The sequence below is a fragment of the Staphylococcus sp. FSL W8-0056 genome (assembly GCF_037963075.1).
Classification (GTDB): Bacteria; Bacillota; Bacilli; order Staphylococcales; family Staphylococcaceae; genus Staphylococcus; species Staphylococcus aureus.
Genome location: NZ_CP150142.1, coordinates 2,693,712 through 2,718,061, shown reverse-complemented (window position 1 = coordinate 2,718,061; position 24,350 = coordinate 2,693,712). Strand labels below are relative to the sequence as shown.

Below are 24,350 nucleotides of genomic sequence, written 5' to 3'. Positions count from 1 at the left end.
TATCAGGCGCCTTAGGGTTAACTGTATCTATTTAATTAAGTATTATTATTCGTATGTACGTAACTTATGGTCTATCAAGTTCCACACTTCTTCAACATCAACTGCTGTAGCAAAATAAGCATTGGCAGGCTTACCTGTAACATGATTTAAATCGACAGCCATAGTGCCATAAGTTAGTGGACTTTGATGTTCAATGTCGATATTAACGGGTACCATTGTAAACAATTCTGGTTGTAACAAATACAAAATTGTACAAGCATCATGTATTGGACCACCATCCATATTAAAGTGAGTCTTGTATGTCTTCTTAAAGAATTGCAATAATTCTACGACGAACTGTGCAACAGGATTATTGATACTTTCAAAGCGTTCAATCACGTGATTGTCGGCTAAAACTTGATGTGTTACATCTAAACCAAACACATTTATAGTAATCCCACTTTCAAAAACACGCTTCGCTGCTTCAGCATCTACCCAAATATTGAATTCTGCTGTAGGCGTCCAATTTCCAAATGTACCACCACCCATCAAAGTAATAGATTCAATATGCTCAGCGATTCTTGGCTCACGAATCAATGCCGTTGCTACATTCGTAAGAGGACCTGTCGCTACAATTGTTACAGGTGTATCACTCGTCATCACTTTGTTTATAATCACATCTGATGCTGGCATTGCAACTGCTTGACGTGATGGTGTCGACGGTAGTTTCGGACCATCTAATCCAGATTCCCCATGTATTTCAGAAGCAAAGGCAGCTGGTTTAATTAACGGCCTATCCGCACCTTTCGCTACTGCTATATCTTGGCGTCCCATAATATCCAATACGTTCAAGGCGTTTGTCGTATTCTTGTCAACTGATTGATTACCTGCGACTGTTGTTACAGCTAATATCTCTAGTGGACTGTCAATTGCCCCCGCTAAAATTAATGCTATTGCATCATCGTGTCCTGGATCACAATCCATAATAATCTTTCTTTTCATTTATATATCCACCTTTCTTAAGTTGTTATCGATAGCTTATGTATATTTATTTATGTGGTGAATCATGTTTATTTTGAAAAATAGTTTTAACTTTCTCATATTTTTGGATACAAACACTATTTATCTATTTTATGGCTTATAAATTTATCCGATATGCCTTATCAACCTACCTCGCTAAAAATAGGATGTCTACATATCTATACCGACTTTTGTCAACTCATTTTCACAACAATATAAACAGCAATTTATATGATTGTTACATGATTCAAACAATTTTTATGAAAAATATTTTCATACACAGAATATATATTGATATTAAATTTCTCAAAAGCTATATTGAGAATAATTAGGAGGGATGTTGATGAAATCTTTATTTGAAAAAGCACAGCAGTTCGGCAAGTCCTTTATGTTACCTATCGCAATCTTACCAGCTGCAGGTCTATTGTTGGGTATCGGTGGTGCATTAAGTAATCCAAACACCGTTAAAGCATACCCTATTTTAGATATTACCTTATTACAAAATATTTTTACATTAATGTCAGCTGCAGGTAGTATTGTTTTCCAAAATTTACCGGTCATCTTTGCAATTGGTGTCGCAATCGGATTATCTAGAAGCGATAAAGGTACTGCAGGTTTAGCTGCGCTGCTCGGTTTCTTAATTATGAACGCAACTATGAATGGCTTATTAACTATCACGGGCACATTGGCAAAAGATCAGCTTGCACAAAATGGACAAGGCATGGTGCTCGGTATACAAACGGTTGAAACCGGTGTTTTTGGCGGGATTATCACAGGTATTATGACCGCAATACTTCACAACAAATATCACAAAGTGGTATTACCACCGTATTTAGGTTTCTTTGGTGGCTCTAGATTTGTCCCTATTGTCACAGCATTTGCCGCAATCTTTTTAGGTGTATTGATGTTTTTCATTTGGCCAAGCATACAAGCCGGCATTTATCATGTTGGTGGATTTGTAACGAAAACAGGTGCCATCGGTACTTTTGTTTATGGCTTCATCTTAAGATTGTTAGGTCCACTCGGTTTACACCATATTTTTTACTTACCGTTTTGGCAGACGGCACTTGGTGGTACTTTAGAAGTCAAAGGGCACTTAGTTCAAGGTACGCAGAACATCTTCTTTGCTCAACTTGGTGATCCAGATGTGACGAAGTATTATTCAGGTGTGTCACGCTTTATGTCAGGCCGTTTTATTACGATGATGTTCGGCTTATGTGGTGCCGCACTTGCAATTTATCACACAGCTAAACCTGAACATAAAAAAGTTGTCGGCGGTTTAATGTTATCCGCTGCACTCACTTCATTTTTAACAGGTATTACCGAACCTTTAGAGTTTAGTTTCTTGTTTGTCGCACCTATTCTTTATGTAATCCATGCCTTCTTTGATGGATTAGCATTTATGATGGCAGACATTTTCAACATTACAATTGGTCAAACCTTCAGTGGAGGCTTTATCGATTTCTTACTCTTTGGTGTGCTACAAGGTAATAGTAAAACAAACTACCTATACGTCATACCTATTGGAATTGTGTGGTTCTGTTTGTATTACATCGTTTTCAGATTCTTAATTACGAAATTTAATTTCAAAACACCTGGTCGAGAAGATAAAGCTGCAGCACAACAAGTTGAGGCTACTGAAAGAGCACAAACTATTGTTGCTGGTTTGGGAGGCAAAGATAACATTGAAATCGTTGACTGTTGTGCAACGAGACTACGCGTCACACTTAATCAAAATGACAAAGTCGATAAAGTATTACTCGAAAGTACTGGTGCCAAAGGTGTAATCCAGCAAGGCACTGGTGTGCAAGTAATTTATGGGCCTCACGTTACAGTTATCAAAAATGAAATTGAAGAATTGCTCGGGGATTAAGACTAACCGAAATATCAACAGAACTAATGGCAACGATGTACGAAGTAAGAAGTGACATCGTTGCTTTTATTTTTAATGTTACATTTGAAGCATTAAGTTCATCATACACTGTAGTGAGCCCGCAAATCGCCTCTGCTAGACAATCATCTTAATGCTATGATTAAAGCTTAAGTGCCAGATTTGAATTTAATTTCAACAACGACTTTCACTACATTAAAAATAGGGCTACTCGACACATATAGTTGTATCAAATAGCCCTTTATACAATTTTTTGGGTAAGGTTTTACAATTTTTGGAATGGTATAGATTTTATAAAAAGTTATTTAAGTTCTTCTGCTTCAGCCATAATATCTTTTAATGTTTTAGCTGAATGTGCGAACTTGCTTTGTTCTTCGTCGTTTAATGGGATTTCTACGACGTTGCGAATACCGTTTCTATTGATGACTGCTGGAACACCAATATAAACATCTTCTTCATCATATTCGCCTTCTAATAATGCTGATACAGTCAATACGGCATCTTCATTTCTGAAAATCGCTTCAGTAATTCTAGCTAATCCCATTGCAACACCATAATAAGTGGCACCTTTAGCTTGAATAATGTCATATGCTGCATCACGTGTTTGAACAAAAATTTGTTCAATTTGCGCTTTGCCCTCAGGACGTTGTTCAAGTAATGTCTTCAAAGGTTGACCCGCAATATTAGCGTGTGACCATGCTGGTAATTCAGTGTCACCATGTTCACCAATAATTTGAGCATCGACGCTACGTGGCGCAACATCGAACGCTTCGCTTAACAATAATCTAAAGCGTGCAGAGTCTAAAATTGTACCAGAACCTATAACACGTTCTTTAGGTAAACCAGAGAATTTCCATGTTGCATACGCTAAAATATCAACAGGATTTGTAGCTACCAAGAAAATACCATCAAATTTTGATGCCATTACTTCACCAACAATTGATTTGAATATTTTCAAGTTTTTAGATACTAAATCTAAACGTGTTTCTCCAGGTTTTTGTGCAGCACCAGCACAGATGACAACTAGATCCGCATCATGACAATCACTGTATTCGCCAGCTTTCACACGAACTGTTGTTGGAGAATATGGTGTGGCATGTTTTAAATCCATAACATCTCCTCGAACTTTTTCAGTGTCTAAATCAATGATGACTAATTCATCAACAATGCTTTGGTTCACTAATGAAAATGCGTAGCTTGAACCTACTGCACCATTACCTATTAATACAACTTTGTTCCCTTTAAATTTGTTCATTACAAAAACTCCCTTATGATTAATTCACTAACATACGTGTAGCTTCAAATATGTTAGTTTAATGCTGCTTATTGACGATACAAAAGCAAATAAACATCTCTTTTATTTTCAACGCATAACTTAAAAGGTCATGTGTCATCCGCTTTTAAGTTTGTGATTTATTTCACATATAAAATGTAACATGCATTAAGTACTGGGTCAATATTAAATTGTGATTTATTTCACATTTTATTTTAATTTTTACACCTTTTTAATTTGTATACGATTACATCTTAGGTGTCTTTAGTCTTCGTACTTCGCCAGTGATTATTTACACTTTCACATTTTTATTATCATGTTTACTTTTTTCTAAGAAAACAACAATGTTTTTTGAATTAGTCAAATAAATGCGCGCAATCGTCGGTGTGCAAACAGACAATTGTACACAATGCTTATTGATAAGTATTTAAAAAATTAAAAATGTCATACAATTATCAAATTTGCCATTTTATTTATATTTTCTCAAACCAATTAATTGAATATCGAAATTTTTAGTAGAATAATCAAAATAGACAGATTAAAGGAGGAGTATCATGCTTACAGAACAAGAGAAAGACATTATCAAACAAACGGTGCCTTTACTTAAAGAGAAAGGGACAGAAATTACGTCAATCTTTTATCCAAAAATGTTTAAAGCGCATCCTGAACTTTTAAACATGTTTAATCAAACGAACCAAAAACGAGGCATGCAATCTTCAGCATTAGCACAAGCTGTAATGGCCGCTGCGGTTAATATCGATAACTTAAGTGTTATTAAACCAGTCATTATGCCAGTCGCATATAAACACTGTGCATTACAAGTTTATGCTGAACATTATCCAATTGTGGGGGAAAATTTATTAAAAGCAATCCAAGACGTGACAGGTTTAGAAGAACATGACCCTGTGATTCAAGCTTGGGCAAAAGCATATGGTGTTATTGCGGATGTGTTCATCCAAATTGAAAAAGAAATTTATGATCAAATGATGTGGATTGGTTTTAAACCATTCAAAATTACCAATATTAAACAAGAATCTGAAGACATTAAATCATTTACAGTTGAAACTGAAGAATATGACTTTAGTGAATTTACACCAGGCCAATACATCACAGTTGATGTTTCTAGTGATAAACTTCCATATAGAGCTAAACGTCACTATTCTATCGTATCAGGTGAAAAAAACCATTTAACTTTTGGCGTTAAACGTGATGTCACAACAGAACATGAAGGCGAAGTTTCAACAATTTTACACGATGAGATTAAAGAAGGCGATATGATTAATTTAGCTGCGCCTGTAGGTGGATTCGTATTAGAGAATACGACTGAACCACAACTTTTCTTAGGTTCAGGTATTGGCGTCACACCTTTAGTAGCAATGTATGAAGCTGCCTCTGCCAAAGGTTTAGATACACAGATGGTTCAAGTTGCTGAAAATGAACAACATTTACCTTTCAAAGACAACTTCAACAGTATCGCAAGCCATTATGACAACGCTAAATTATATACACACTTAAAAGATAAACAAGGCTATATTGGCACTGAAGAATTACAAGCATTTTTAGCAAATAAACCTGAAATTTATATCTGTGGTGGTACAAAATTCTTACAATCTATGATCGAAGCACTTAAATCTTTAAATTACGATATGGATCGCGTACACTACGAAACATTTATTCCAAGACTAAGCGTTGCAGTATAACTGAGAAAAGAGGTTTAGTGCTCATATGAAACTTAATCAACGTTACGTAAAAGTATTTGCATTATATTTCGTAAGTATTGTTACTGCAAATATTATTGTTAAAAATAATAATTTAATTAAAACATTGATACAAACCATAGCCGGGTACACGGTCTTTGCAGTTGGTTTGAAGTATTTAACTAAACGTAAAAATAAATGACATCTATACCAAAACAGCTATGACTTTACTTTGTCATGGCTGTTTTTTAATTGGGAGTAGGACAGAGATGATATTTTCGCAAAATTTATTTGGTCGTCCCACCACAACATGCATTGATGTATGCTCACTGAATTTCATAAGAAAGGAGTTCACAAGATGACCGTAGATATTGGACGGATTTATGACAATAAAGATAATACCGACGCTATTCGTATCCTAGTCGATAGAGTCTGGCCGAGAGGTATTTCGAAAAGAACTGCTAACCTAGATTATTGGTTAAAAGACATTGCCCCTTCTACTGAGTTGCGACAATGGTTCCAACATGATCCTAAACTTTTTGGAGCTTTTAAAGAAAAATATGAAAAAGAATTACGTGATCAGGATGCGCAAAAAGATGCTTTTGAAAAATTAAAGGATATTGTAAATCAGCATAATCATGTTCTATTGTTATATGCAGCAAAAGATACTAAACATAACCAAGCTGTAGTACTACAGCAGTTGCTCAATACTTAGTTATATATGTTTATCGTGAATCACTATAAATGTCGCTAACTTCATTTCTAATATTTATTTTTAAAAAGCATAATTACTACAATTAATTGAACTTTAATAATTACTAAACTTGAACAACATTTTACTTTAACAAAATAAAGTTTTAAAATATTAATTGTTGGGTTTTACATAGTAATTAGAAAGAGAGTGTTAATGAAATGAAGTTTAAAAGACTAGCAACTATATTTTCAGCAGTATTAGTGTTATCAGGATGTGGCTCAATGCATTCATCTGGCAAAGACTTAAATATTTCGTTACCGTTAAAAACAAAGTCTATTGCACCTTATGAAACAGATGTACCAGTTAAGATTGGTGCTGCAGAATCATTATTTAAAACAAATGATCAAGGAAAAATAGAAAAAGCATTAGTGAAATCGTATCATCAACCAAATGATACAACGTTAGATATAGAATTAAAAGATAATATTAAATTTCAAAACGGTCAAAAATTGACTGCAGAAAAAGTGAAATCTAGCCTTGAAAATAGCATGAAAAAAAGCGACTTGGTCAAATATTCATTACCAATATCATCAATTACCGCTAAAGGTCAAAAACTGACAATTAAAACCAACTCCGCTTACCCTGAACTTGTATCTGAATTAGCTAATCCTTTTATGGCAATTTATTATACAGATGCTAAATCAGATGTTAATCAAACTCCTGTTGGTACAGGCCCTTACCAAATAAAAGATTATAAGCAATCTCGAAAAATATCATTGTCGAATTTTAAGGACTATTGGCAAGGTAAACCGAAACTTGATCATATTACTGTGACGTACCAAGAAGACGGCAATAATCGCGTCAGAAATTTAGAATCTCAAAAAGATGATTTAATAACTGATGTCCCAGTTAATAAAGTTCATGACATAGAAAATAATCAAAATTTAAAAGTGTCAAAAGAATCTGGATTTAGAACTTCTTTACTTATGTATAATCATACTAATAAAAAAATGACTAAATCCGTTCGTGAAGCATTAGATCATATCATTGATAGACAAGGTATTGCAGATCATATTTATCAAGGTTATGCGAAACCTGCAACGAGTCCATTTAATGATAAAATTCCATATATTAAAGAACCTAAGTTAACCAAACAAAATATCGAACAAGCAAAAACGTTATTAGCTAAAGATGGTTATACAAAAGAACACCCTTTAAAAATTAAGTTAATTACGTATGACGGTCGTCCAGAGCTATCGAAAATTGCGCAAGTATTACAATCAGATGCTAAAAAAGCAAATATTGAAATCGACATTAAAAGTGTTGATGACATAGAAGGTTACTTAAAAGACCGTTCTGCATGGGATGCAACGATGTATAGTTTCGGAACAATCCCTCGCGGTGATACAGGTTATTTCTTTAATCAAGCATATAAAAAAGATGGTGCTATTAATAAAGGAGACTACAATAATAGCAACGTCGATGATTTAATTAATCAATTGAATCATACTGTAGATGTTAAGGAACGTCACAATATTTCTAATGATATTATTAAATTATCAAGTCGAGATGTACCAAACAGTTATATTGCTTACAACGATCAAATAGTCGCTGCTAACTCTAAGGTTAAAAATTATAAAGTAACACCTGAAGGTATCTATTTAATCGATTATCGAACAACGATTGAACGATAAGGGAGTGTGGGACATTGATTTATGTCTCAGCCCTGCTTCAACTATAAAAACCACGCCGAAGTCATCCAATATGATTATGGCGTGGTTTAATTTGCTTATATGATTGTATTAATTTCTGTTTGATGAATTTCAATAAAATGATTATTACATACTTTCAATGAATCATGTTCATTTTATATAAATCTAATTGTCACTATTTGTTTAACGTGAAACACTTTTTTAACTCCAAAAAGTATTCCTATTCCACTCTTTTAAAGACAAATTATAAAAATAGCTTATGTCACAAACATATGAGCAACATAAGCTTTAATTATTATTCGTCTACTTTTTTCTGTTGTTCTTTAAATTCTTTCTGCAGTAAATTCACTTGTTTTAAACCTGCCCCCATTAAAATGAATACAAGTATCCACACAATAACGATTAAAATAAATATTTTCAACGTATCACTGCCAAGTACAGTTAAAGATGTATCCCAAATGCCATGTAAACCAACGGCTGATAAAAAGAATATTAAAAAGCGTTTATCAAAAATATCTTTGAATTCAAAGCCATGCTGTTCTTTCGCAATAACTATTGCAGCACCAACAATCGCTGACCAAACTAAATGACCACCAATCGCAGTCCACGCACGTGTGAAGACAATATCTAATAATGGGACATTTTCCCCTAAAGCGAAATTCAAAATATAACCTGCTGATTCAAAAACTGCGAACCCTGCACCAATAGCAGCACCGATTAATAATCCATTCAAAATCTTATTTGTTTTCAATTTATTGACGAAATAAACAATAATGAGTGCTTTTCCAGTTTCTTCAACTAATCCTACTAAAAATGCATCGAAAAATGTTAAAGAACCAAACCTTTCGAATTGATCACTAAAAACGACAAATCTATATAATACCATCGTACTTAGTAATGAAAATACGCCGCCAATAAAGAACATGATAATAACTTCAAAAATGCTAATATTTTTAAACGCATTTGATTCATAAAAGAAGAACAAACCCGATAATGGTACTGTTAAAGCCCCTATAAAAATGAGACCCGGAATCGCGTTAGTGTTATTAAAAATCGCTGCCATGACCCATAATCCAATAAATGTTACTGTGAAAGCGATGAATACTCGAGAAAAGAGCCATGGCTTCCCCCATTCTTCTGATATGTCACAAATTGCTGGCGTAGTTTTAGCAGTACCCGCTATAAATATTTCATCTGCTTCGTTTTTAGTATGCGGCTTAAATACTTCAGAAAACATATCTTTTAAATTAAGATTTAAGCTTTCATCATTGCCGGCTAGTCTACCGATTGATTTGGTTGCATTATCAAATAAACTTCTTGCTTCGGTTTTTAAATCTGCATTTTGCGCTGTTTCATGCGCTTTGGCTTCCATTTGTTTATTGATAGATTCATTATGTATGTCGGACGTCTTAGTTGATTGTGTACTTGCTGATGACATCCCCTCTTCACCTGTATTAGGTGCAACTGATTGCGTTTGTGTTGTCTCTTCTTTTTCTGTATTTCTTCGATGATTAAGACCTTCCATAGACTTACCTACTTTCACTTTTCATAATAAAACTATTTTAATTTAATATTGATGGATTTTCCATATTTTAATATAAATACTTTGTTCGATTGGGCGCTTTGTATTTCATATTTAAAACTCAAAACCTATTTAACTTTTTATATTCCGAGCAATATTTTTATATAAGTATTTTAATGATATTCAATTCATTACAAACCCTTGATATTACAATTGTTATCAACCATTAAAATGTGTCTATACTGTGTCTATTATCAGAATAAAAAGATATTTCTAATTGATTTTAAACGTCGTTATGTTATATTTCTTGTAAGGGTTTACACAAAGTGTAAAAACGCTATATTTTATCAAATGTGATGGAGGTGACTTGCTTGAAACAAATCACATGGCACGACTTACAACATATCATTAAAGATGGTGATGTGATTGGTTTACCAGCATTAGCTGTAGCCAACTTACCCGCCGAAGTTCTACGTGCTGTGTTAGCGCAACATGACACATATCATACGCCCAAAGATTTAACGTTTATATTAGCGAATGATATCCATAGTTTAGGTGCCGCACCGGATTTAGATGATTTTATAGAACGTCGCATGATTAAACGTGTCATTATGAGCATTTTAACGGCTTCTTCCAAAACGGCACAAGCAATGAAAAATAATGACATTGAAGCTTATTTTTTACCACAAGGTATCATTGCAACTCATTATCGTCAGAGTAATCAATTATTACCTGGAGTTATTACTAAAATCGGATTAAACACAGCTGTTGATCCTAGATACGGTGGCGGTAAAGTAAATACACGAACAACTGATGATTTAGTTTCATTAGTAACCATCAACGATGAAACATACTTACATTACACATTCCCTAGCGTTGATGTGGCACTACTGAGAGGAACATACGCAGATCAACAAGGTAACATTTATTTAACTCAAGAAGCGTACTTGAGCGAGTGTTATCATGTCGCATTAAACGCGAAAGCCAATCATGGGAAAGTTATTGTACAAGTTAAAGCTTTAGTTGACGACTATCAACTAAAACCGAATGAAGTTGTTATCCCAGGAAATCTTGTCGATTATGTATACGTCACAGAAGATGAAAAGAATCACCGCCAAGTAATTCAGAGTCATTATTTACCAGCCTTGTCTGGAGAAGAACGAATTGATGGAATACCTGAACCCGCATTACCTTTTAATAGTCGCAAATTGATTCTCCGACGTGCTGCTCAGTTTTTAACTTATGGCGATACAATTAGCATCGGTTATGGCATCAATAATGAACTCTCTAATTTATTGCACGAAGAATGTGTTGAACATGATGTGCAACCGATTCTAGATGTTGGCATTTTCGGTGGATTCGTTGGGAGTCGTGAACATTTTGGTATGAATTACAATGCAGATGTGCGCATGCCTCATGATCGAGCATGGGATTTTATTTATAACAATGGTGTATCAGTTGCCTATCTTAGCTTTGCTGAGGTTGATCAATACGGCAATGTCAACGTGTCTTACTTCAATGACCGACTAAATGGATGTGGTGGCTTTATAGACATTACGCAATCTGTAAATAAAATTATCTTTTCAGGTACTTTTGTAGCTGGCAGTCATGTCTCATGTCATAATCAACGATTAAACATTGAAACTGAAGGACAAAACCAGAAATTTGTATCAGATGTGAGCCATATCGACTTTAATGCACAATATTCACAATTACTCGAGCAAGAAGTCTATTTTGTTACTGATCGTGCAGTATTCGAGCTCACCAATCAAGGCTTGAAACTAATTGAAATTGCACCAGGTCTTGATTTGCATAAAGATATTTTGAATCAAATGGCTTTTAAACCAATTATTGCTGATCATTTAAAATTAATTGATACCAGCATTTACAAAGAAAAATGGGGACAACTTAAACAATCAATTCATAAAGTATGAAAGTGAAGCTAAAGGGGGTATACTAATGAATTTCGATTGGATAAAAACGCGTTCAGACTTCGATGATGACAAGCCTGCCGTTATTGATCACGCAAAACAAACATCTTGGACATACCAACAACTCAATGCACGCGCTGATAATATGGCACATTATTTAACATCTCAAGGTGTTAAAAAAGGCGATGTTATCGGTATTTTTGCGCCAAATGATATTGCAATATTAGATTTATTGTTTGCTTGTTTTAAAACAGGTGCGGTTTTTTTACCATTGAATTGGCGGCTTAACCCAAAAGAAATTGCAGCCATTGTGGAAGATGCACAATTAAAACTGCTCTTCTATGCTGAAAAACATTTAAGTTCACTCACCGATATTGACCAAAACTTATTGCATATGGATATTGATGTGGCGCAATATGATGAAATCGTAAATCCAGATTATCACCAACCTTTTCAAGCAACACCTGTTGAACCACAAGATCTTGCAGCATTAATTTATACAAGTGGTACAACCGGATCACCTAAAGGTGTGATGTTCTCATATGAATCATTTGTTCATAACGGTGCAAACTTAGAGCTGACGTACAAGTTCAATTCAAACTATATTACGATTGTATCAACACCAATGTTCCATGTTTTAGGGTTTAACGATACTGTATTACCAGTATTAATGTCAGGTGGCACACTTATTCTTCAACGTTACTTTAACGGCGAAGAATTGAATGACATGATTGCACAATATCACCCTACATTTATTATCATGATTCCGACAATGTATTATAGTACGCTACGTGCTAGTAATTTTAATCCTGAAAATTTTAGAGCTATGGATTATATCATCCAAGGTGGTTCACAACCATTACCAAGTATCCAAGCAGCTTTTAAACAATATGGCATAAACATTATTAACGGCTATGGTTTAACTGAAGCACCTCTTGTACTTGTTAATACACCGGAAAATTCAAAACGTAAGCCAATGAGTATTGGTAAAGCAGTCATGTTCGTTGATGCACGTATCCTTGATGATAACGGTGAGGAAGTACCTACTGGTGAGATTGGCGAACTTGCAATTAAGGCTAAAAATGTCACGCCAGGATATTGGAATAAACCAGCAGAGACTGCCAAAGCATTTCATGGTCGTTATTTATTAACTGGTGACTTAGCGAAGATGGACGACGATGGCGATATATTTATTATTGACCGCAAAAAAGAATTAATCATAACTGGTGGCGAAAATGTCTTACCATCTGAAGTCGAAAATGCTTTAGCTGAGCATCCACTAGTAGACCGGTGTGTGGTCGTTGGCTATGATCATCCAAAATATGGTGAATCAATTGCTGCAGCCATTATACTTCGCGAAGATGAACCTCATTACGCTGAAATTTTAGATCAACATATGCGAAGTCGTTTAGCAGGTTATAAAGTCCCAAGAATGTATGTACCAGTGACACATATGCCGTTAAACAGTACGCAGAAACCAGATAAACTTGCGATTCGACAAATGATGAATGACAAAGTCTCACAAACACTTTAAAGGTGATAAAAATTTTTGACATTTAGTGTAAGCGTTTACAAATAAAGCGTGTTGTTTTTGAATTAAATGCATTTCACATTAGTATTCATATTATTTTTAGGAGGAATTTATATGACATTTGAAAAAGAAACGGTCTTAAAAACATTATTTCCTGAAGATGTACTTAGTATTGCTAAAGGTTTAACAGACGGTGAAGTCGAATTTTTACAACAAGTAGATTCATTGCTAGAAAGTAAGTACCGTGAAAATATTAATCAACATTGGATAGACGCTACTGTACCCGAGGACTATTTTAAAGATCTGGGAGAATTAAATTATTTTAACAATCCATTACTTTACAAGGATCGTCCAAACGCCAAAATGCCTAGTCAACTATTTCAGTTTTTCATGTCTTACCTACTCGCGCGATTTGATATTTCCTTAGCTACCCTACTCGGTGTTCACCAAGGTTTAGGGCATAACACTTTCTATTTCGGAGGTAGCAAAGAACAAATTGCGAAATATGTACCTAAATTACAGTCACATGAACTGCGTACATGCTTTGCTTTAACTGAACCAGAACACGGTTCGGACGTTGCGGGAGGTCTTGAAACAGTCGCTGAACGCCAAGGCGATACTTGGGTTATCAATGGTGAAAAGAAATGGATTGGTGGTGCACATGTATCTGATGTCATTCCAGTATTCGCAGTAAATAAAAAAACTGGCAAACCCCATTGCTTTGTAGTCAGACCAGAACAAGATGGCGTCGATATTGAAGTCATTGATAATAAAATCGCACTTCGCATTGTTCCTAACGCACTAATTAAATTAACTAATGTCAAAGTAGATGAAGCGGATCGCTTACAAAACATAACAAGCTTTAAAGATATTGCCAAAATTCTTTATTCAACGAGAGCAGGCGTTGCTTATATGGCTACAGGTGGTATGGCTGGCGCTTTACGTGCCACATTAGATTATGTCACTGAGCGTAAGCAATTCGGCAAACCAATTAGTAAATATCAGTTAATACAAGAAAAGCTAGCAATGATGCAAGGTAATTTAGCTCAAGCAATGGCAACATGTGCTCAATTAGCTAATATGCAAGCACATGGTGAATATGACGAGGTTGCAACTTCAACGGCGAAGATGATGAATGCCTTACGTTTGCGTGAGACAGTAGCTATGGGCCGCGGTATTACAGGTGGTAATGGCATACTAGCTGACGATTATGATATTGCACGTTTCTTCTCTGATGCAGAAGCGATTTACACGTACGAAGGTACACATGAAATTAATGCCTTAGTAATTGGACGCGCTTTGACTGGAGATTCTGCTTTCGTATAAATAGCAAATAATTATATGAGATGCATTAATTTCACTAAAAAAGACTTATTTTAAGCATAAAGCTTTTTCCTTAAATAAGAGGCTAAGATGACTGTCAAAGATACTTAATTAATTTTATAAAATAGCAACGTTATTCCAATTATCTTAATGGTTATCTTATCCTCAACTAAATTGGAGGAATCACTATGACAATTAATAAAGTAACCGTTCTTGGCGCAGGCACGATGGGCGCTCAACTGGCAGCACTCTTTGTGAATGCTGGACTTAAAGTAAAACTATTAGATATTGTAGTGGACAAAAACGATCCAAATCTCATTGCGAAAAAATCTTACGATAAAATTACAGATAAGAAACGGCCGCTACTATTCGACTTAAATCTAGTGAGTCATTTAACATATGGTAATTTTGATGATGACTTGGTAAATGATGATGCTGATTTATATATCGAAGCAGTCAAAGAAGATATTGAAATTAAGCATGCTGTTTGGCAACAAGTTCTACAACATGCTAAAGAAGATGCTTTATTTGCTACAAATACATCAGGTATTCCAATTAATGCGATTGCTCAAGCATTTAACGAGAAGGATCAAGAACGATTCTTTGGTCTACATTTCTTTAACCCACCACGTATTATGAAATTAGTGGAGTTAATACCTACGTCACACACGAAGGAATCTATCATATTAGATGTAAAAAATTTCGCGCAAAATGTATTAGGTAAAGGTGTCATTGTCGTCAATGATGTGCCTGGCTTTGTCGCAAATAGAGTCGGCACGCAAACAATGAATGATATTATGTATCGCGCCGAGCAACACAAGTTAAGCATTGTAGATGTGGATGCTTTAACTGGGCAAGCGATTGGTCGTCCTAAAACAGGTACATATGCCCTATCCGACCTAGTCGGTTTAGATATTGCAGTGTCTGTAATTAAAGGCATGCAACAAGTACCTGAAGAAACGCCTTATTTTCATGATGTCAAAATTGTAAATACGTTGTTTGACAATGGCGCACTCGGACGTAAAACGAAACAAGGATTTTACAAAAAGGATAAAGAAACTAAAGCTCGACTTGTTTACGATGTTGAAAAACAAGATTATGTACCTGTATCGCAACCACAATTACCAATTTTAAATGAATTTAATAAAGACTTAGTGCATAACCTTGATGTCATATTCAATGCGCAAGACGAAGCGGGACTATTTTTATGGGAGACATTACGTAATAATTTCTATTACTCTGCTATCAATGTACCTAAAGCTACCGATGATTTCCGAGACATAGACCGTGCGCTTGTCTGGGGGTTCAACTGGAAACTTGGTCCATTCCAATTATGGGATGCAATGGGATACGAACGTGTTAAAACACGTATGGAAGACGAACTTGGAGACTTACCACAATGGATTAGTGATTTAGATGGTGGCTTTTATAAACAAGATGAGACCATTGAATATGCAACACCTGTTTCTCACTTCGTAAAAGATGAACTTTGGGATAAAGGTGATGCCAAACTTTCCGTAACTCATGATGATCAACTGTTACTGAAATTACAAAGTAAAAATAATGTCATTACCGATGAATTCAACGATGCGTTAGTTGATGCCATTGATTTACTGGAAAATGACCATTACACAAGTATGGTCATTTATGCAGATGGTAATAATTTCAGTGTGGGTGCTAACCTTTTCTTAATGAAAAAGGCGCATGAAGACGGTCTTGTAGATGATGTCGTTGCACAATCAATTGATAAATTACATTATAGCTTTAATCGTTTGAAGTATAGTTTGAAACCAGTAGTCACAGCTGTTCAAGGTCGTGCCTTAGGCGGTGGCTGTGAGCTTGTACTTTACTCACCTATTGTTGTCGCTGCAAGTGAAACATATATAGGTCTTGTTGAAGCAGGCGTTGGCTTATTACCGAGTGGCGGTGGCCTTGCAGAAATGGCTGATCGCATATTACGCACATCGCATAAGTTTGATGACAAACAAGCTTCCATGACAAAAGTACTGACGAATATCGCATTTGCGAAAGTCTCTACAAATGCCTTTGAGGCACGTCGTTATGGTTATTTACGTGATACAGATACGATTATTTTCAATACAGCACAACGTGTCGAAGTTGCGCTCAAACGTGCGAAATATGAAGCAGAAACAAACTATATTCCGAATCCTAGACATCAATATATCGCTTTAGGTGAAGACTTCAAAGCATTGATCCAAGGACAATTAGATGCGCAAAGACGGGGGCATTTTATTAGCGACCATGATTATCATATCGCCTTAAATATCGCCACAATTTTAGCGGGTGGTGATTTACCAAGAAATACATTTATAAATCAACGTTACATTCAATCGTTGGAGAAAATTGGCTTTATTGACTTACTAAAATCTAAAAAATCATATGAAAGAATTGCACATATGTTAAAAACTGGTAAGCCATTACGTAATTAAAAGATAGTCATTAAGAGAGGATGATAACCATGCAAGAAGCATACATTGTAGCTTATGGGCGTTCAGCCGCAGCGAAAGCAAAGCAAGGCGCATTATTCCACGAAAGACCTGATGATGTCGCAGCCAAAGTATTACAAGGCGTATTGAAACGTATTGACGGAAAATTCAATAAGAATATGATTGAAGATGTCATTGTTGGTACGGCTTTTCCAGAAGGATTACAAGGACAAAACATTGCACGAACGATTGCATTGCGTGCGGGATTATCTGACACGGTACCGGGTCAAACAGTGAATCGCTACTGCTCATCAGGATTACAAACCATCGCGATTGCAGCCAATCAAATTATGGCTGGTCAAGGAGATATACTTGTAGCTGGTGGCGTTGAATTGATGAGTGCCGTACCAATGGGTGGCAACGAGCCCACAAACAATCCAACCTTACAATATGATGATATAGGTGCGTCATATCCTATGGGTTTAACTGCTGAAAATGTAGCATCCCAATTTGACGTATCACGCGAAGATCAAGATGCTTATGCTGTCAGAAGTCATCAACGTGCCTATGACGCACAACGTGATGGTCGGTTCAAAGATGAAATTATTCCAATACGGGTAAACTCAGTTGAATATACAAACGCAGGACCAAAAGTACACACAAATATCTTTGACCAAGATGAATTTATACGCCCTGACACCACGATGGAGGCATTAGCCAAATTACGTACAGTATTTAAAGCTGACGGCACTGTGACTGCGGGAACATCTGCCCCACTTTCTGATGGTGCAGGATTTGTAGTTTTAATGTCTGGAGATAAAGTGAAAGAACTAGGCGTGACACCTATTGCACGATTCGTTGGTTATAAGGCAGTAGGCGTTGACCCGAAAATTATGGGTATTGGGCCTGCATATGCGATTCCTGAAGTATTGTCACTCAGCAATCTATCTGTTGAAGACATTGATTTGATCGAATTGAACGAAGCATTTGCTTCTCAAACGATTGCATCTATTAAAGAAGTAGGTCTAGATATATCACGTACGAATGTGAATGGTGGCGCTATTGCTTTAGGTCATCCATTAGGTGCTACAGGGGCAATGTTAACCGCGCGTTTACTTAATGAAATGGGTAGACGTCCCGATAGCCGTTACGGCATGGTTACGATGTGTATTGGTGTCGGCATGGGTGCAGCTGCTATATTTGAGTATGTGCGTTAGAATGGTTGATTTTGGATGAAGCGGATTCGTTAGGTTATTGAATGAAGTAGGCTGAAGTTGAAGCGGGTTGAAGCAATTTCGTTTTATTAATGAAGCTGTGTGAAATATAGTGATTGAACAAAAAAGTGGTTTAATGGGATGGTGGTTATTTCCGTTTTAGAATTTAACATTTACACGTCTAATTTTAATCATTGTTTTAAATTTTATGAATCGAAGCCCTTTGATTTAATAATATTTGCTAATGCTAGTAACTTATCTGATTGTTCATGTTTAAAATAAAGAAAACCACTCACATCAGTGTGTGTTCGAACTAGACTTGTAAGTTCCAGTTCGGTACGACTTTCTAAAGCAATTATTATTGCTGTGATTGTCGTATATCACTTAGATGTGCGTGGTTTATTTTAATAGGTTAGTAATATATTAGGTCATGTTATGTTTAAGACTATAATGAATAAATAATTTAGAAATATGCTTCCGATTGTTCGATGCTTTAATTCAGTTAGAAGCATCATAGAATGCATGATTACTGTTGTATAGATACATAATTCTTTGTATTGACTGTATGTCTTTGGATAGAGTTATAAATTTATTTTGTTACTCTAGGCCCATATGTCGCAGTACCATCTGCATGTGTTGTTACGTTATATGCGTTTGTTTCGCTTGGCTTTTTTTGTGTCGGGCGAGCGCCATATGATACTTGACCATTTGCATGTGTTGTTACGTTGTATGCATTTGTTTCGCTTGGCTTCTTGTATGTCGGGCGAGCTCCGTATGATACTTGACCATTTGCATGTGTTGTTACGTTATATGCATTTGTTTTGCTTGGCTTTTTTTGTGTCGGGCGAGCGCCATATGATACTTGACCATTTGCATGTGTTGTTACGTTGTATGCATTTGTTTTGCTTGGCTTGTTTTGTGTTGGGCGAGCACCGTATGATACTTGACCATTTGCATGTGTTGTTACGTTATATGCGTTTGTTTCACTTGGCTTGTTTTGTGTTGGGCGAGCTCCGTATGATACTGTGCCATCTTGATTTGTCGTTACGTTGTATGCATTTGTTTCACTTGGCTTGTTGAATCTTGGTCTCGCTTCATATCCAAATGTTCCATCGTTGTATTCACGGATACCTGTACCAGCATCTCTATATTTCACATACTTAGGTGTTTTGTTAAATTGCGGTCTCGGACCATATTGAGAAGCTTCTGTTGTTTCAGTTGCTTGAGGTTTAACTTCAATATCACTTGATTCTCCTTGAATACCTTTCAACGTTGATTCAGTACCTTGTGGTTTTATTTCAAGTTTAGATGAGCTACCTTCAAGACCTTCTAAAATAGGGTTCGGTGTCGTCGGTTGAGTATAATTATCGCTTAAAGATGGTCTGTTTTGTTCCATTGTTAGAAAATCGGGACCTTGAACGATTTCACCTTGTAACGTTTTATTTTCCATCGTTGGATATTCTGGACCTTTTACAGTTTCACCATAGATTGTTTCTTGTGGAATTTTTACTAATGGCTGTGCCACTGGTTGTGTTGTTTCTTCAGCTTTACCAGCCGTAGTTTTAACCTCTTGCTGGTTTCCAACTTTAGGTAATTGAGGTTCTTCAACTTTCTTCTCTTCTTTTACAACAGGAGATTTTGTTACAGTTTCCTCGTATTTTTTGACAGTTTTATTTTTCCAAGATTCGTCTGCTTCTTTAACTGCTTTTTTTGTTTCTTCAACTAATTTATCAAAATTAGGTTTATTTTCACTCTTCTCTTTAAAATTGTGTTTTGTTGGATCATATTTTGTTATAGAATTCGGTCTATTTTGTTTAGTCTCCATAAAGAAATCATCTATAATTGAATTTAAGTCATCGATCATTTCTTTTTTTATACGCTCATTTGTAATTTTATGTGGATTGTCTGTATCTCCAAGGATTAAGTCCAGTTTTGCTCGTAACTCTTTCGCATGCTCCCCATAATCCTTATCAGCATAATAAGTTACAACTAATGTATCAATTTCAGAAACAAGGTCATAAACTTCTTTAGTTGCCTTGTCTTCTCCATCTTTATCAAACTGCTTCAAGTCAACATTTTTATGCTCTATTTCTTTAACTTCTTTATTAAATTGATAAACTGCATCTTTCAAAGAGTTAAAAATATCGTTATATTCATTCATTGTTAAATTGTAAAGATTATATTTATGGAAAGTAAGCATATTAGTGTTCTTATTTGAACTTTTATACCACTTTTTATAAAGCTCATATTCATCAATCTTTTTCTTTAATAAATACTGGTCTTCTCCTAATACTCTTGTCATCAATCTATCTTTCGCTTCTTTATAGATAGGATCTCCATATTTATAATCTTCCAATAAGTCTATTGCTCCAGTAAATTGTGCCTCTAAACTATCAATTATTTTCCAATAGTAATAATCTGAAACAGTAGCTCCCTTTTTACTTTTCTCATTCACTCTTGATTCTTTACTATAATCCTTTGTTACTATCGCATCTGCTTTGTTATCCCATGTAAATAAGCTAGATGCAACTGCTAATGCGCCTAGCGAAATTATTTGCTTTTTCATAATTTTTTAATTCCTCCAAAATGTAATTGCCCAATCTACATTAAAGAAACAAAATATTAAAAGACATTAACTATATATTAACTAGAATAAACAAAGCATTAACTATCTTTTTGTTATAGTTAATTAGCTTTGCAATATACAATAGTGTATAATTTTTTTGATTAATGTACATCAAAGGAGTAACAAAGCATGACAACACAAATGAAAATCAAAACATATTTAGTTGCTGGTATTAAAGCGGCGCTCCTTGATACGACTGGTATTAAATTAGCAAGCAAATCTGAAACTACATCACATACGTATCAACATCAAGCGCTTGTAGATCAATTACATGAATTAATAGCAAACACTGACTTAAATAAATTATCGTACCTAAATTTAGATGCGTTTCAAAAACGCGATATTTTAGCTGCGCACTATATTGCAAAATCCGCTATACGCACTAAAAATTTGGATCAAATGACTAAAGCGAAACAAAGATTAGAAAGTATTTACAATTCAATTTCTAACCCTTTGCATTCACAAAACAATTAATAATTCACCAATAAATCATGTAAGTGTTTGTGACGCCAAATTGCCATACAAATACTTGTCATATGAATATAAACGAATGAAACGATTGCCTATCCCATAGATGGCAACATTAAAAAGACCTCTGAAGGTATCATCTTGATAACTTTAGAGGTCTTTGTTTATATTATTCAAACAAAATTCTTATAGAACGATCGAAGTATGTTTCGTCTTTCTTTTCTTCTTTAATCTGATCAGCTAATGCTGGGTCATCTGTGATAATACCATCAACATTGGTTTGTAAGTATTTCGTTAAATCTTCTTCGCCGTTAATAGTCCAAGTATAGACTTCTTTATTTTCCAAGTGCGCTTGATTAACAAGTCTTGGCGAATAAGAAAAATCTTCGATGACAAAGAAATCTAATGATGTTTCTTTAAAATGACCAAACTGCAACGGAATGATATAACCACACTTGAGATATGGCGCTTCTTTTTTCAACTTAGTCATCACATCATAATCCAAAGACATCACACGATATTGATGTTCAACACCATGCTTTTTCAAAATATCAATAACACGTTGTGTATAATCTGCTGGTTCTTTACCATGTGGCTTTAACTCAACTAGTAGCTTCACATTTGATTGTTTAGCCGTTTCAATAAATTCGTCTAAGGATACAAGTTTTGCTTCATGTCCATTTTGACGCATTTTCAAACCGACGACATCTTTGAAATTAGATTCAGAAATGTTTTTATTAACACCTGTTAAACGTTTCAAATTGTTATCATGACTAACAACAAATTGTTTATCTTTCGTCATAATTGTATCTAACTCAACGTATTCGACATTCGCTTTTGCAGCAGCTTTCAATGACGGAATAGAATTTTCAACCCCTTTATCTTCGAAACCACGATGGCCAATAATGGAGATATTTGTATTGATAGTATTATTGTAAAGTAAGTACATGTTATAACCGATAAAACATGTCACTGCAAGCACCATTGAAATTATAAAGAACCTAGACTTCCGTTTCGGTTTTGGATATTTAAATTCTAAGCCCGGTTGGTCTAATACATTCTCTTGTTTTAAGTGCAGTACTAACACACTGATTAATGATAATTTCGTAAATAAATAATAGAAGAACAATGCGCTTTTCAATACAACAAATAAAATTGATGAGACTAAAAACTTATCTCCTTCTTCATCTACACAAATAGCAAGATATGTTGCTCCTGAAATAATTAATGTTAAAATCGCACCAATGATGAGTTCCAATATAACTATTTCTATAACAAGTCGAAACTTATTTCGCTTCGTAATTTGCCAACTTAGTCTCATATTTTTAAATAACGACTGGCGGTTTAAAATCGTTAACGGTAAGGTAAATATTAATTTAAAGTTTAATATAAATACAGCAATCATAAAGGTACCGTAAATGATTATACCTTTCGTCGTTTTCATAAGTTCTTCCGTTAAAAATTTAGGTATGTAAATATTTTTTGTTAATACTGAACTTAGTCCTAGGTTGGCAATGGGTATCATTAACATTAAATAAATGACAAAGAAAATAACTGGTACACCTATGAGTTTACGCACATTTACAAAGGCATTTTTAAAAATGGATTTAAATGTAATAATCTGTCGATCAAAGCCGGCATAAACCATATAAACTAACAATGAAAACTCTACATAAATCAGAAAGGCAACACTTAATATGAATATAATAAGAAGTATCACACTGGCAGGATGACTTATGATTTCCATCCAATTGTTAATCGTAAGTTGGCTTTGCCCAGCTACTTTTAACATCATATTAAATAGTAAAATTAAGTATGTACTACTAATAAAAATCATGATTAACTGCAATAGTAAGGCATTAATGCTAAAACGCCCTTTATTTTGATACAGTAATTTAAATACTGCCCATATATCTTTACTAATTCTCTTCATAATCACGCTCCGCATTGCTTTAATATTAAGTTTCATCTTAATATTTTTCATTACTCAGGGTCAATAAAAATTTGAAAAGACTCATATTCATATGCAAGTAGCAATTAATAACCCATTCGATGATATTGGAACCCCACCTTTAACAAGGCATCACATTCTTTATCAGCATAGCTACTTACAAAAACGTATTCCTTCAACCATTGTAGGACTTGTCTCATATACTTACTACGTCTTGCTAATACTCAATACTCAATTGAAAAAGAAGCATATGCCCCTTCACTCTTGAAGTTGCATATGCTTTCTTTTCGGTCTGAATTGTATTTATAATTCAACGGGAATTTTCCCTTTGAAGTTAACATAACGGTAGGCTGCTTTAACAGCTTCATCATCGGGCGCTTCGACATCTTCTAATTCATATGCAATGCCCAATGTTTTCCACTTATGAACACCTAACTGATGATATGGCAGAATTTCAAACTTTTCGACGTTATCAAGAGAATTAATGAATTCCCCTAGTTTAATTAAATCGTCTTTATCATCAGAATAACCAGGCACAAGGACATGTCGAATCCATACAGGTTGTTTCATATCTGACAGTTTGCGCGCGAAGTTAAGGATGTGTGTATTAGGCTTTCCTGTCAATCTAATATGTTTGTCATTATCAATATGTTTTATATCTAATAATATCAAGTCTGTATGTTTTTGTAATTCTTCAAAATGCCTTTGAAATGCTTTTGTATCATTAGCACATCCAGCCGATGTGTCTAAGCAAGTGTGCACACCATTTTCTTTTAATTCCGCAAATAATTTTTCTAAGAATGGCATTTGTAACAATGGTTCGCCACCACTGACTGTTACACCGCCACCCGATGCATCAAAGTATGGTTTGTATGGTAATATTTCATTCACCATTTCATCAACTGTGACTTCTCTTGATGGCTCACTAATTTTCCAAGTATCTGGATTGTGGCAATACAAGCATCTAAGTAAGCATCCTTGTGTAAATAATATATATCTTAATCCCGGTCCATCGACAGTACCTAAACTTTCGACAGAATGTAAGTGTCCCTTAAGCATAGTGCTCCCACC

General features: G+C 34.9%; 19 protein-coding genes. 12 read left to right on the top strand and 7 right to left on the bottom strand.

Going from position 1 to position 24,350, the window contains the following annotated elements; all coding sequences use genetic code 11:
- Positions 1 to 45: 45 nt before the first annotated feature.
- A complete protein-coding gene (locus NSS86_RS13550) occupies positions 46 to 981 on the bottom strand; it encodes a nucleoside hydrolase (protein ID WP_000823221.1) in 936 nt (311 codons plus the stop codon).
- Positions 982 to 1,342: 361 nt separating this feature from the next.
- Here NSS86_RS13550 and ptsG point away from each other — a divergent pair, with 361 nt between their 5' ends.
- Positions 1,343 to 2,872: a glucose-specific PTS transporter subunit IIBC gene (ptsG, locus tag NSS86_RS13545; RefSeq protein ID WP_000838205.1), complete on the top strand. Its 1,530-nt coding sequence runs from the start codon at positions 1,343 to 1,345 to the stop codon at positions 2,870 to 2,872.
- Positions 2,873 to 3,191: 319 nt separating this feature from the next.
- Here the strand turns inward: ptsG and NSS86_RS13540 are convergent, their stop codons facing one another.
- Together NSS86_RS13540 and NSS86_RS13535 are read right to left on the bottom strand one after the other, a co-directional pair.
- The gene (locus tag NSS86_RS13540; RefSeq protein WP_339302285.1) at positions 3,192 to 4,145 is read right to left on the bottom strand and encodes an L-lactate dehydrogenase; all 954 of its coding nucleotides are present in this window, start codon (positions 4,143 to 4,145) and stop codon (positions 3,192 to 3,194) included.
- Between the two features lie 310 nt (positions 4,146 to 4,455).
- The gene (locus NSS86_RS13535) at positions 4,456 to 4,563 is read right to left on the bottom strand and encodes a hypothetical protein (protein WP_001791329.1); all 108 of its coding nucleotides are present in this window, start codon (positions 4,561 to 4,563) and stop codon (positions 4,456 to 4,458) included.
- Positions 4,564 to 4,717: 154 nt separating this feature from the next.
- Between NSS86_RS13535 and NSS86_RS13530 the strand changes: the two genes are divergently transcribed.
- The 4 genes from NSS86_RS13530 to nikA all read left to right on the top strand — a co-directional run bounded on the left by NSS86_RS13530 (position 4,718) and on the right by nikA (position 8,248).
- The gene (locus NSS86_RS13530) at positions 4,718 to 5,863 is read left to right on the top strand and encodes a globin domain-containing protein (RefSeq protein ID WP_000954799.1); all 1,146 of its coding nucleotides are present in this window, start codon (positions 4,718 to 4,720) and stop codon (positions 5,861 to 5,863) included.
- A gap of 25 nt (positions 5,864 to 5,888) precedes the next feature.
- The gene (locus NSS86_RS13525) at positions 5,889 to 6,062 is read left to right on the top strand and encodes a hypothetical protein (protein ID WP_000773989.1); all 174 of its coding nucleotides are present in this window, start codon (positions 5,889 to 5,891) and stop codon (positions 6,060 to 6,062) included.
- Positions 6,063 to 6,218: 156 nt separating this feature from the next.
- On the top strand, positions 6,219 to 6,575 hold the full coding sequence (locus tag NSS86_RS13520) for a DUF488 domain-containing protein (protein WP_000215216.1): 357 nt from the start codon (positions 6,219 to 6,221) through the stop codon (positions 6,573 to 6,575).
- Positions 6,576 to 6,772: 197 nt separating this feature from the next.
- Positions 6,773 to 8,248 (top strand): nickel ABC transporter substrate-binding protein, encoded by a 1,476-nt coding sequence (gene nikA, locus NSS86_RS13515; protein WP_000669656.1) that lies wholly within the window; start codon positions 6,773 to 6,775, stop codon positions 8,246 to 8,248.
- A 313-nt stretch (positions 8,249 to 8,561) separates the two neighbouring features.
- On the opposite strand, the gene NSS86_RS13510 is transcribed toward nikA, so the two are convergent.
- Entirely contained in the window at positions 8,562 to 9,704 is a 1,143-nt protein-coding gene (locus tag NSS86_RS13510) for a PrsW family intramembrane metalloprotease (protein ID WP_010922818.1), read from the bottom strand.
- Between the two features lie 440 nt (positions 9,705 to 10,144).
- Between NSS86_RS13510 and NSS86_RS13505 the strand changes: the two genes are divergently transcribed.
- The 6 genes from NSS86_RS13505 (at position 10,145) to NSS86_RS13480 (ending at position 18,642) form a co-directional block, all read left to right on the top strand.
- Entirely contained in the window at positions 10,145 to 11,722 is a 1,578-nt protein-coding gene (locus NSS86_RS13505; RefSeq protein ID WP_001795358.1) for an acyl CoA:acetate/3-ketoacid CoA transferase, read from the top strand.
- 25 nt (positions 11,723 to 11,747) lie between these two features.
- The gene (locus NSS86_RS13500; protein WP_001008400.1) at positions 11,748 to 13,253 is read left to right on the top strand and encodes a class I adenylate-forming enzyme family protein; all 1,506 of its coding nucleotides are present in this window, start codon (positions 11,748 to 11,750) and stop codon (positions 13,251 to 13,253) included.
- Between the two features lie 111 nt (positions 13,254 to 13,364).
- On the top strand, positions 13,365 to 14,576 hold the full coding sequence (locus NSS86_RS13495) for an acyl-CoA dehydrogenase family protein (protein ID WP_000142195.1): 1,212 nt from the start codon (positions 13,365 to 13,367) through the stop codon (positions 14,574 to 14,576).
- 185 nt (positions 14,577 to 14,761) lie between these two features.
- Complete coding sequence (locus NSS86_RS13490) at positions 14,762 to 17,023, top strand: 3-hydroxyacyl-CoA dehydrogenase/enoyl-CoA hydratase family protein (protein ID WP_000154537.1); 2,262 nt, start codon at positions 14,762 to 14,764, stop codon at positions 17,021 to 17,023.
- Between the two features lie 29 nt (positions 17,024 to 17,052).
- A complete protein-coding gene (locus NSS86_RS13485; RefSeq protein ID WP_001154619.1) occupies positions 17,053 to 18,237 on the top strand; it encodes a thiolase family protein in 1,185 nt (394 codons plus the stop codon).
- A gap of 297 nt (positions 18,238 to 18,534) precedes the next feature.
- Positions 18,535 to 18,642 carry a hypothetical protein gene (locus NSS86_RS13480; protein ID WP_031762187.1) on the top strand — a complete coding sequence of 36 codons (108 nt, stop codon included), beginning with the start codon at positions 18,535 to 18,537 and terminating at the stop codon, positions 18,640 to 18,642.
- A gap of 181 nt (positions 18,643 to 18,823) precedes the next feature.
- Here NSS86_RS13480 and coa read toward each other — a convergent pair whose 3' ends face one another.
- Positions 18,824 to 20,800, bottom strand: a complete 1,977-nt coding sequence (coa, locus tag NSS86_RS13475; RefSeq protein WP_000744101.1) for a staphylocoagulase — start codon at positions 20,798 to 20,800, stop codon at positions 18,824 to 18,826.
- Positions 20,801 to 20,989: 189 nt separating this feature from the next.
- Here coa and NSS86_RS13470 point away from each other — a divergent pair, with 189 nt between their 5' ends.
- A complete protein-coding gene (locus NSS86_RS13470) occupies positions 20,990 to 21,334 on the top strand; it encodes a complement inhibitor SCIN family protein (RefSeq protein ID WP_000211597.1) in 345 nt (114 codons plus the stop codon).
- Positions 21,335 to 21,497: 163 nt separating this feature from the next.
- Here the strand turns inward: NSS86_RS13470 and NSS86_RS13465 are convergent, their stop codons facing one another.
- Complete coding sequence (locus tag NSS86_RS13465) at positions 21,498 to 23,261, bottom strand: glycerophosphoryl diester phosphodiesterase membrane domain-containing protein (protein ID WP_000822587.1); 1,764 nt, start codon at positions 23,259 to 23,261, stop codon at positions 21,498 to 21,500.
- A 321-nt stretch (positions 23,262 to 23,582) separates the two neighbouring features.
- Positions 23,583 to 24,338 carry a pyruvate formate-lyase-activating protein gene (pflA, locus tag NSS86_RS13460; protein ID WP_000911657.1) on the bottom strand — a complete coding sequence of 252 codons (756 nt, stop codon included), beginning with the start codon at positions 24,336 to 24,338 and terminating at the stop codon, positions 23,583 to 23,585.
- Between the last annotated feature and the right edge of the window lie 12 nt (positions 24,339 to 24,350).